General features: G+C 73.9%; 9 protein-coding genes. 4 read left to right on the top strand and 5 right to left on the bottom strand.

Features of this window, described 5'->3' with window-relative positions:
- The coding region (locus ACWGH1_RS34675; protein WP_453409336.1) for an MFS transporter at positions 1–2,567 on the bottom strand (2,567 nt) is incomplete at its 3' end.
- A gap of 16 nt (positions 2,568–2,583) precedes the next feature.
- Positions 2,584–3,069, bottom strand: a complete 486-nt coding sequence (locus ACWGH1_RS34670; RefSeq protein WP_453356181.1) for a MarR family winged helix-turn-helix transcriptional regulator — start codon at positions 3,067–3,069, stop codon at positions 2,584–2,586.
- A gap of 259 nt (positions 3,070–3,328) precedes the next feature.
- Here ACWGH1_RS34670 and ACWGH1_RS34665 point away from each other — a divergent pair, with 259 nt between their 5' ends.
- A complete protein-coding gene (locus ACWGH1_RS34665; protein WP_453356180.1) occupies positions 3,329–3,532 on the top strand; it encodes a hypothetical protein in 204 nt (67 codons plus the stop codon).
- Between the two features lie 107 nt (positions 3,533–3,639).
- On the opposite strand, the gene ACWGH1_RS34660 is transcribed toward ACWGH1_RS34665, so the two are convergent.
- Together ACWGH1_RS34660 and ACWGH1_RS34655 are read right to left on the bottom strand one after the other, a co-directional pair.
- Positions 3,640–3,990, bottom strand: a complete 351-nt coding sequence (locus ACWGH1_RS34660; RefSeq protein ID WP_453356179.1) for a hypothetical protein — start codon at positions 3,988–3,990, stop codon at positions 3,640–3,642.
- A 175-nt stretch (positions 3,991–4,165) separates the two neighbouring features.
- The gene (locus ACWGH1_RS34655) at positions 4,166–8,158 is read right to left on the bottom strand and encodes an nSTAND1 domain-containing NTPase (protein ID WP_453409335.1); all 3,993 of its coding nucleotides are present in this window, start codon (positions 8,156–8,158) and stop codon (positions 4,166–4,168) included.
- Positions 8,159–8,435: 277 nt separating this feature from the next.
- Here ACWGH1_RS34655 and ACWGH1_RS34650 point away from each other — a divergent pair, with 277 nt between their 5' ends.
- Entirely contained in the window at positions 8,436–9,083 is a 648-nt protein-coding gene (locus tag ACWGH1_RS34650) for a sortase domain-containing protein (protein WP_453355899.1), read from the top strand.
- Positions 9,084–9,139: 56 nt separating this feature from the next.
- Here ACWGH1_RS34650 and map read toward each other — a convergent pair whose 3' ends face one another.
- On the bottom strand, positions 9,140–9,907 hold the full coding sequence (gene map, locus ACWGH1_RS34645) for a type I methionyl aminopeptidase (RefSeq protein WP_453355898.1): 768 nt from the start codon (positions 9,905–9,907) through the stop codon (positions 9,140–9,142).
- Positions 9,908–9,969: 62 nt separating this feature from the next.
- On the opposite strand from map, the gene ACWGH1_RS34640 reads away from it, so the two are divergent.
- Both ACWGH1_RS34640 and ACWGH1_RS34635 read left to right on the top strand, forming a co-directional pair.
- On the top strand, positions 9,970–10,245 hold the full coding sequence (locus ACWGH1_RS34640; protein ID WP_453355897.1) for a helix-turn-helix domain-containing protein: 276 nt from the start codon (positions 9,970–9,972) through the stop codon (positions 10,243–10,245).
- 152 nt (positions 10,246–10,397) lie between these two features.
- Positions 10,398–10,805 (top strand): VOC family protein, encoded by a 408-nt coding sequence (locus ACWGH1_RS34635; RefSeq protein WP_453355896.1) that lies wholly within the window; start codon positions 10,398–10,400, stop codon positions 10,803–10,805.
- Positions 10,806–10,833 lie beyond the last annotated feature (28 nt).

Below are 10,833 nucleotides of genomic sequence, written 5' to 3'. Positions count from 1 at the left end.
TCCTCCGCCGCCTCGGCGGAGAGCGGGTGGGCACGGGTCCCGGCGTCGGCGGCGGGGTGGGCGAGCTCGATGTCGTGGCCGTCGACGCCGCGGCCGCTCACGGTCAGCGCCGTGGCCACCGGCGGGTATCCCGTCGCGATGACGGTGTACTCTCCGCCGTCCAGGTCGGTGAAGGCGTACGCGCCGTCGGCGCCGGTCCGCGCGGTGGCGACCACGTTGCCCGCCGCGTCGACCAGCGTGACGCGGGCGTCGCCGAGCGGTCCGCCCGGAGCCCGGACGACGCCCTGGACCTGCGCGCCGGAACTCAGCTCGACCTCGACCCGGGTCACGCCCGCGGCGCCGACCTCGACGTGCAGGGCCTTCGGGCGGCGCCCGGCGGCGTTCACCGCTACGGTCACGGAGCCCGGCACGAGCTCGGCGAAGGCGAACCCGCCCTGCCCGTCGGTGGTTCCGGTGGCCAGTACGTCCCCGCGCACATCGGTGACGATGACCATGGCGCCCTCGACCGGGGCTCCGGTTTCGGCGGACCGTACGACACCGCTCAGGCCGCTCGTCCCGCTCAGCAGGATGTCGTAGACGACCGGCTCACCGTTCACCACGATGGTCGAGGCCTGCGGCTGGAACCCGTCGGCCGCCGCGATCAGTACGTACGAGCCGCTGCCCGGCGCGTCGAGCTCGTACGAGCCGTCGGCCTGGGCGACCGACCGGCCCAGCTGACGTCCCGCCAGGGAGATCAGCGTCACCGCCGCCCGGGGCACGGGCGTGCTCTCGGCGCCGCGCACGTGGCCGCGTACCGGAACGCCCTCGGGCAGGGAAGCGGACCCGCCGTCACCGGTGGTGGCGGCGGCCGTCTGCCGCGGCACCCGAGGGGCGGACCCGGCCGGGTCGACGGCCCGCTCGGGGGCGTCCGCCGGGACCGGGATTCCGGCGTCGGCGCCGGTACCGGCCCGGATGCCGGCTTCGGCGTCGGCCTGCGAGGCCTGCGCCAGGCCGCCCGACGTCCGCAGCGGGACCTCCTTGATGAAGAGCGTGACGAGGAAGGCGATCAGCGCCAGCGGCGCGGCGATCAGAAACACGTCCGCGATGCCGTGGCCGTACGCGCTCTCCATCACGGTGCGCAGCGGTCCGGGCAGGCTGTTCATGTCCGGGATGCTGCCGCCGGAGCCCGACTGCGCCGCGGCGGCCGCGTACTTCGGGTCGAGGGTGGCGAACCCGTCCTTGGCGTAGTGCGTGATCCGGTCGGCCATGATCGCGCCGAGCGCGGAGACGCCGATCGCACCGCCGAGGGAGCGGAAGAACGTCACCGTGGAGCTGGCCGATCCGAGGTCGGACGGCGCCACCTGGTTCTGCGTGCACAGGACCAGGTTCTGCATCATCATGCCGATGCCCAGGCCCAGCAGCGCCATGAAGACCGCGATGTGCCAGTACACCGTGTCGTAGCGGATCGTGCCGAGCAGACCGAGGCCCGCCGTCACCAGCACGCCACCGCACAGCAGCCACGCCTTCCACCGGCCGGTCTTGGTGATGACCTGTCCCGAGACGGTGGAGGAGACGAACAGGCCGGCGATCATCGGGATCGTCATCACGCCGGACATGGTCGGGGACTTGTCGCGGGCGAGCTGGAAGTACTGGCTGAAGAAGACGGTGCCGGTGAACATCGCGACGCCGACGAAGAGCGACGCGATCGACGACAGCGCGATCGTGCGGTTGCGGAACAGCCGCAGCGGGATGATCGGCTCGCTCGCCTTGGACTCGACGAGGACGAACAGCGCGCCGAGGACGACCGAGCCGCCGACCATCGCGTACGTCTGCCACGACACCCAGTCGTACTTGTCACCGGCGAAGGTGACCCAGAGCAGGAGCAGCGACACGGCGGCGGAGATGAAGAACGCACCGCCCCAGTCGACCTTGACCTCGCGCTTGACGACGGGGAGGTGCAGGGTCTTCTGCAGGACGATCAGCGCGATGATCGCGAAGGGCACGCCGACGTAGAAGCACCAGCGCCAGCCCAGCCAGTCGGTGTCGGTGATGACACCGCCGAGCAGCGGGCCGCCGACGGTGGCGACTGCAAAGGTCGCGCCGAGGTAGCCGCTGTAGCGGCCGCGCTCGCGCGGGGAGATCATCGCCGCCATCACGATCTGGGCGAGGGCGGACAGGCCGCCGACGCCGATGCCCTGGACCACGCGGCAGGCGATCAGCATGCCCGCGTTCTGCGACATGCCGGCGACGGCCGAGCCCAGTACGTAGATGACCAGCGCTATCTGGACGAGCGCCTTCTTGCTGTACAGGTCGGAGAGCTTGCCCCACAGGGGGGTCGCCGCCGTCATGGACAACAGGGCGGCCGTGACCACCCAGGTGTAGGCGGACTGGCCGCCGCCGAGGTCGCCGATGATCTGGGGGAGGGCGTTGGAGACGATCGTCGACGACAGGATCGCGACGAACATGCCGAGCAGCAGCCCGGAGAGCGCCTCCATGATCTGCCGGTGGGTCATCGGGGCGCCGTCGTGGCCGCCGCCGCCGTGCTTGGCGTGAGAGGCCCGCACACCGGCTGGTGTGGTCGTTGCCATGCGCTTCCTTACGTTCTTATGCGGGTGTACGGGTGGTCGGTTCGTCCGGGTACGGGAGCCCCCCGGTGGTCGAGCGGCAGTCTCCGAAGCTCGTGCGCAGCCGGGTCATCAGCCGGATCAGCCCGCCGACCTCCTCGTCGGACCAGTCGCTCAACCGGTCGGCGAGGAGCCGCGACGTGCGCCCGGAGAGCTCGTCGAGCCGCTCCTGCCCCGCTGCGGTGAGGCGCAAAATGCGTGAGCGCCCGTCGTCCGGGTCGGGCAGCCGTTCTATCCAGCCGCGGTCGGCGACGTGCGCGACGTGCCGGCTGGTGACGGAGGTGTCGACGGAGAGCAGTTCGGCGAGCCGGCTCATCCGCATGCCGCCGTGCCGGCCGAGCAGGGTCAGAACGGCGGCGGACCCGGCGGGACAGTCGTGTGGCAGGATCCGCCCCATGTCCCTCTTGACGGCGCCGATGGCGCTGAGCTCGCGGGCCAGTTCCTCGTACTGCGCCTGCTCGGCCATCCCGCCTCCATTTCGTTGCTCTAGGCAACCGTAGAAGTAGTTGGTTGCTCCACGCAAACCAAATCGGGCCCATCCCTCTAAAGTCTTCGCAAAGGCAAGCACCGGCGACCTTAAACCCGCAGCTGGGAGGGCCTGACCCGGGCCGGGGGCCGCTCCGGATCACGCAAGAGAGTGGTTCGGCTCCGCGTCGCCTTGTCCCGCCCGCCACGGCGTGGCACCGTCGCAAGCGCTTGATCCACGACGAAGGAGAGGCCGCGCGATGCCCGACGACCTGGCCGCAGACACCATCCGGAAACTGGAGGACATCGTGGGGTCCGGCTCGCTGCCGGAACACACCACGGAACTGCTCCGCGTGTCCCTGAGCCAGGCCCGGGCGGCGAAGGGGGCGGGCCGCGACGAAGAGGCGATCACCATCGCCGCCCAGGCCCTGGAGACGGCGGAGAACCCTTCGACGGACCGGTAGCGGAACGCGGCGGCCGACGGGGCGCGGGCGCCGCACCCGCAGGCGCACGCCGCCGGCCCCCGGCCCCCAGGAGCGGGGAACCGGGGGCCGGGAGCCGCGAGGGCCCGTCAGCAGTGGCCGACGCTGGTCTGGCCGCCCACCAGGGACGAGTGGACGTAGCCGGTCCCCAGGTAGCTGGAGACGCGGAACCACCGGTTGGACGCGTAGTTGGAGCTCGGCGGATACACCCACTGGCTGTCCAGCCAGCACAGCATCGTCACGCCCGTCCCGTTGGACAGGTAGCCGAGCGAACCGCACCCGGTGTTGGCGCAGGTGCGCTCGTTCGCCCCGCCGCTGTTCGACGAGATGTAGCTGCCGGCCGCGTCGGCGCCGCCGGCGCCGGCGAGCAGACCGGTCAGGGCGACGGCTGCCGCGGCGGCGGCCAGTCCGGCCCGGGACCGCAGAGTGGTGGTCGTCATGCGCATCGTCGTTCTCCCTCGGAAGACCCACTGTGGTGTGCGGCGCCCCGGCGGATCCGGCGGCGCCCCACCAGAGAGCCATCCGGACGGCGGCCGGGGGAAGGACGGAACCGCAGGTCGACCAGGCCCGTACGGCGGTCCGTACAACTCCGTACGGCCACCGGGCGGCGCGCGTTCACCGGCACGGCGGCGCGTACGGCAGACCCGGGACGAGCTGGGCCCACTCCTGGGCCGTGATGACCGTCCCGGCCCGCTCGCACAGACGCCGGGCGATCTCCTCCTCGTCGCGGGTCCACAGCAGCGCTGCCGGGCCCGCGCCGCCCGCGGCGAGGGAGTGCCCGTCCGGGCCGTACGCGACGGCGTACACCTTCCCGCCGAGCCCGCTCAGCACGGCGCGGGGCCGCGGCCGCCGGGTGCCGGCGGTGTCCCACAGCCACACCGTGCCGTCCGTACTGCCGGCGGCGAGCGTCCCGCCCTCCGGGCTGAACGACAGGGCGTACACGTAGCTGCTCGGACCCGTCAGCGGCGGCCCGGCGGTGCGCGGCCGGTCCCCGCTCACGTCCCACAGCCACACGTCACGGTCCGCGCTGCCGGCGGCCAGGGTGCGGCCGTCCGGACTGAACGCGACGGACATCACGTAGCTCCCGGGCCCGCGCAGGGTGGACTCCAGCACGGGCCGGCCGCCGGCCGGGGGCAGCCGCCACAGCAGCACCTGCTTGTCGACGGTGCCGGCGGCGAGCCGCCGGCCGTCCGGACTGAACGCCACCGAATACACGTAGTTCGTCGGTTCCGGCAGTTCGGCCGAGAGCGCCGGGTGCGCCGGGTCGGCCGTGTCCCACAGGCGTACGGTCCGCCCCTCGCTCCCCACGGCCAGGATCCGGCCGGTCCGGTCGAAGGCCGCGGACTGAATGGTTCCGGCGCCCCCGGCCAGGGGTTCCCCGTAGGGCGCGGACCGGTCCGGGCGGGACACGTCCCACAGCCACAGCCTGCCTTCCCGGCCGCCCACGGCGAGGGTGCGCCCGTCCGGGGTGAAGGAGACCGTCGCGGAGTACCCCGTCGGATTCGCCAGGGGAGCCCCGACGGGGCGCGGGGCCCAGGGATCGGAGACGTCCCACAGCTGTACGTCGCGCCCCGCGACGGCGAGCAGCTTCCCGTTCGGCGCGAAGCCGATCGCGTTGACCGTGCCCTGGAAGCCGCGCAGCGGGCGGGCGGGCAGCTGCCACAGGCGCACGGTCCCGTCGGCGGCGCCCGTCACCAGCTGCCGCCCGCCGGGGTGGAACGCGAGCGAGGTGACCGGTCCCGGGTGCGGGAACACCCCGGCCAGGCTCCGCGTCCGCGCGTCGTACAGGCGCACCTGGTTGTCCGCGCTGCCGGTCGCCAGCCACTGCCCGTCCGCGCTGTAGGCGACCGCGTTGAGGTAACTGGCGGGGCCCTCGGGAGCGGCCGGGGCCCCGCCGGTCACCGCGGGCGGGTCCGGGGCGGTGCCCGGCGCGGGTACGGTCCACTCCCGTGTGGACCGGTCCTGGCTCCCGGCGACGAGCCGGGCGCCGTCGGCCGTGAAGGCCAGCCCGAACACCGGGCCGGCCGCTCCGGTCAGCGGCTGCCCGTACCCGAGCGGCCGGCCGGGATCGGCGAGGTCCCACAGCCGTACGGAGCCGTCCGCGCCCCCTGCGGCGAGCAGGGCCGCGCCCGCGCCCGGCCGGAAGGCGACGGTGTGCACCGCCCCGGTGAACCCGCCGAGCCGCCGGACCCCGGCGCCGGCCGGCCCGGAATCCCCTCCGGCACCGGAATCCCCTCCGGCACCGGAATCCCCTCCGGCACCGGAATCCCCTCCGGCACCGGAATCCCCTCCGGCACCGGAATCCCCTCCGGCACCGGAACCCCCGCCGGCACCGGGGCCCGCCGCATCCGGCCACACGTACACGCCGCCGTCGGCGCCCGCCGCGGCCAGCGTCCTGCCGTCGGGTGCGAAGGCGACCCCGTACACGGCCGAGTCCGGGCCCTGCAACACCCGTGCCCGCGCTCCGGCCGCCGCCGGATCCGGGCCCGACGGCTCCCACACCCGTACGGTCCCGTCCCCGGACCCGGCGGCGAGCCGTCGGCCGTCCGGGCTGAAGGCCAGCGCGTACACGGTGTCGGCGAACGTCACCGGCGCCGCCCCCAGCGGCCTGGGCCGCTCCGGATCGCGCAGGTCCCACAGCGCGACCTGGTGGTCCAGGCCGCCCGCGGCGAGGGTGTGCCCGTCCGGGCTGAGGGCCACCGCCTGTACGACGCCCCGGAACGCCAGGATCCGGGTCACCGCCGGCAGCGCGGAGGCGTCCATCAGCGCCGCCCGGGCCTCGGCGGTCGGCGCCGTACGGTAGGCCACCAGACCGAGTTGCGCGGCGAGGGCGAGATCGCTCCCCCGCAGCCGTTCGGCGCGCGCGGCCACCAGCCGGGACAGGGCGACGGCCTGCTGTCTCTCCGCGTCGCGGCGCTGGACCACGGCGACACCGGTCAGCAGGCCCGAAAGGACGACCAGCACCGAGAGCAGGACCAGGAGCCGGCGCAACCGGCGGGCCCCGCGCCGCTCGCGCCGGACCCGGAGCTCCTGCGCCAGCCGGCTGGCGTCGAGGAACTCGCTTTCCCGTGCGTCCAGTTCCGGAGCGTGTCCGCTGTCCTCCGCCCAACCGGAGGCGACGGCCAGCCGGGTGTCCCGGTAGAGCAGCGAGGCATCGCGGCCGTGCGCGAGCCAGCGGTCCGCGTCACGCGTCAGGTCCTGCCACACCATCTGTCCGGCCCGGTCCGTGTCGATCCAGCCCCGCAGCCGCGGCCAGGCCGTGAGCAGCGCCTCGTGGGTGATCCTGGCTCCGTCGCCGTCGAGCGTGACCAGCCGCCGGTCGACGAAGCGCTCCAGCACTGCGTACACCTGCCCGGCCCGGTCGTCCCGGCGGGCGGGCGGGGGCAGCGGCAGCACCCTGCGGGTGTCGGGCACGCCGTCGCCCACCGCGACCATCCGCAGGAACAGCTGCCGGGCGAGTACGGATTCGGCCTCGGACAGACCGGCGTAGACCTCTTCCGCGGTCCCCGAGACGGCCGCGGACATCCCGCCGCCCGCCCGGTAGTCGGCGATGGTCAAGGCGGCGCCGCGCCCGCGCTCCCAGGTCGACAGCAACGCGTGCGACAGCAGCGGCAGCGCCCCTGGGCCGCAGTCGCGGAGGTCGGCGAGGAGGACGTCGATGAACCCTTCGTCCAGGGCGAGGCCGGCCTTGGCGGCAGGACCGCCCACCACCGCGCGGATCTCGTCCTCGCTGAGCGCGCCCACGACGGTCTGGCCGTTCTGCAGGGCTGCCGCGAGGGGCCGCTGGGCGAGGGCCTGGCTGTAGAAGTCGGCGCGCAGACACCCCGCGACGCGTACGCCGGGGGAGGGGAGGGCGGCCAGGCACCGGAGGAACCGCTCCCGTTCGGCCGGGTCCGGGCACGTGGTGAACACCTCCTCCAGCTGGTCGACCGCCACGACGATGCGCACGGCCTCGCGGCCGGCCAACGCCTTGATCTGAGCGGCCAGTTCCAGCGGATCAGTCGCCAGGACCTGCTGCTCCCGTTCCCACTGCGCGGTGACGGCGGCCGCCAGCGCGCGCATCGGGTCGCGGCCGGGAACCAGCAGGAGCGGCGTGCACCCGTGCTCGCCCCGCAGGGCGGGCAGCACCCCTGCCCGCAGCAGGGAGGACTTGCCCGATCCGGAGGCGCCGACGAGCAGTTGGGGTACGTCGGCCCCCTCCGAAAGGATCCGGTCCACGACGACCGCCCGCAGCCGCTCCCGGCCGAAGAACCAGTCGGCGTGCCGTTCCTCGAAACCCGCGAGACCCCGGTAAGGGGACGCGCCTCCCGAGACGCGCAGGACCCGTGAACGCCGAAGCTCCGCGAGTCGTTCCAGCCAGCGGTCGATCTCGGCCGCGTCGCTCACCCCGCACACCCGCAGTACCCGGCGGAACAGGGGCAGGGAACCGATCGACGGCAGGTTCTGGCCGGCGAACCAGCCGCCGATGGTGCTGTGGGCGCCCGGCGCGTCGACGCGCGCGGCGACGGCGCGGACGGTGAGGTCGGCCTTCTCTCTCAGGCGGGTCAGTTCGGCAGCGAACTCCAGGCGGGACAAGGGTGGTTGGGGGAGGAACGGGGTGGGGTCCATGGGGCCTCCGGGTTCCGGTTCCGCTCAGGCGGTGATGCGGTGGACCACCCTTCCTCCGTCCGTCCGGCCGGAGGGCCGGAACACCCCGATCCGGTCCCTTTCTACGCCGTCCCACCGGCGCTTTCCAGCCACTCACCGCCGTCTCCGCACCCTCCCCCGCCCCACCCCTTGCGGCGGACTCCACGGCGCCGGGCTGCCGCGCCGCCGGCCCTGTGCCAGGCTGGAAGGGCCGACCGGACGGCTGGACCGAACGACCCCGGCAGACCTTGGACACGCCATGTCTCCACGTCTCTTCCGCTTTTCGCGCAGCCTGCCGTCGGTGCTCGCCGGCGCCTCCCTCGCCGTCCTGCTGACGGCTCCCGGCGCCCTCGCGGCCCGGCCCGGATCCGATACGGCGCCCGCCGCGGCCGTCTCCGGCATCCAGAGCGCCACACTGTCGATCCCGGCCATCGGGATCTCCGGGCTACCCGTCGTCCCGTACCAGGGGAGCCCCGATGACGCCCCGGGTACCCGGATCCAGGACCAGGGCGTGGCCGCGAGCCCTTACGGGCCCGGCGGTGGCGTCGGTCCGGGCGACGTGGGCAACTACATCGTCACCGGCCACCGCATCGCCGCGGGGGGACCGATGAGCGCCTTGCCGTCGCTGCCCGCGGGCGCCTCCGTGTTCGTCACCGCGGGCGGCGTGACGTACGAGTACGTCATCGGCGCCACCCGGACGACGTCCTTCCGGTCGTCGGCCTCGATGGAAGAGCAGCGCGCCGCCGTTCCCGGTTCCAGCGGCACATCGCCGTCCCGCGCGATGATCACCGTGTCCACCTGCCTCACCCCGGAGGACGACGCGGCGGGCAACACCTGGCGGGACGCGCACGACAATCCCGAGCACCGCATCGACAAGGTCGGCGTCCTCACCGGGACCCAGCCCTGACCGGGCCGCTTCCGGGGGTGCCGGGCGCCCGGCGCGGCGTCCCGGCCCCCGGGTGGTCAGGGGAGGGTGAGCACGCGGGGGCCGTCGTGGGTGATGGCGACGGTGTGCTCGATGTGAGCGGCCCGGCTTCCGTCGAGCGTACGCAGCGTCCAGCCGTCCGGATCGGTACGGTAGTCGCCCCGCCCCCCGGCCATGAGCATGGGCTCGATGGCGAGCGCGAGCCCGTGGCGCAGGCGGGGGCCGCGAGCGGGTCGTCCGTGGTTCGGGACGGCCGGCTCCTCGTGCATCCGGCGGCCGATGCCGTGGCCGCCGAAGTCGGCCGGCATGCCGCAGCGCGCGTCGCGCGCGACGGTGCTGATGGCGTGGGAGATGTCTCCGATGCGCTGGCCGGCGCAGGCGGCGGCGATCCCGGCGTCGAGGGCCCGCCGGGTGGCGTCGATGAGTTCCAGGTCGGCCGGACGGGCGGTGCCGACGGTGAAGCTGATCGCGGCGTCGCCGGTCCAGCCGTCGAGTTCGGCTCCGCAGTCGATGCTCACCAGGTCGCCGTCGCACAGGCGGTAGCCGTCGGGGATGCCGTGCACGATGGCGTCGTTGACCGAAGCGCAGATGACGGCGGGGAACGGGACGGGGGCGAAGGAGGGCTGGTAGCCGAGGAAGGGCGAGCGCGCCCCCGCCGTGTCCAGGACCGCCCGGGCCGCCTCGTCGAGCTCGCTCAGGCGTACCCCGACGGCTGCCGCCGCCCGGGCCGCCGCGAGGGCGTTGGCCACGACGCGCCCGGCTTCCCGCATCGCCTCGAGTTCCGTGTCGGTCTTGATCTCCATCATGTGTCGTCACTCCCGGGGGTGCGGTGCTGTCCAATACTTATACCGGTATTAGTATCACGGTCATGGTGAGAGTCCCATTGAGTCCGCAGGAACGGGAGCGCGGAGAGCGCTTCGGTGCCCTCCTCCGTCTGGCCCGTGGGGAACGGAGCATGGTGGAGGTGGCGGCAGCCGCCGGAGTGTCCGCGGAAACCCTCCGCAAGATCGAGACGGGCCGGGCCCCGACCCCGGCCTTCTTCACCGTGGCGGCGCTGGCCCACGCGCTGGACCTGTCACTGGACGCCCTGGTCGTGGCGTGCGCGGAGGAGTCCGACGACGGCGGGGAGGCCCTGTCGGCCTGAGGGCGCGGCGGAGTCCTTCCGCCACCGCGTCACGTCCGCCGGTCGCGGTCCGTCAGTGAGGTGATGAAGCAGTGCGGCCCCACCCGGAGCGGCGACGAACCCGGCGCCCCGGCGTGGAGGCCGCCCGACCGAAGAACGGACAGGGCAACACGATGCTGACGAACATCATGTACGTGACGCTGTACGTCACCGACCAGGACCGCGCGCTGCGGTTCTACACGGAGCAGCTCGGCCTGGAGAAGCGCGTCGACCACTCGGGTCCGGAAGGACGCTTCCTCACCGTCGGCGTCGCCGGGGGAGCACAGGAGATCATCCTCTGGCCGCACGCCGCGGCCGCGGGCCGGCCCGCCGAGGTGCAGGCCGGCGGCACGCCCGGCTCGCTCTTCCTCGAATCGGACGACCTCCGCAAGGACTTCGAGGCGCTGCGTGCCCGCGGTGTGGAGTTCGACGGGACCGAACCGGAGGACTACGGCTTCGGAATTCGCGTAGAGGCGGTGGACCCGGACGGCAACCGGATCTCCCTGCGCCAGCGCAGCCGGGCGGGCGGCGGCGACGGCTGACCGTCCGCAGGCCCCGCGTGCCCGGCGC

The organism is Streptomyces sp. NPDC054883 (assembly GCF_053610645.1).
Note: the sequence above shows the minus strand (reverse complement) of the source record. Positions and strands in the feature narration are given on the sequence as shown.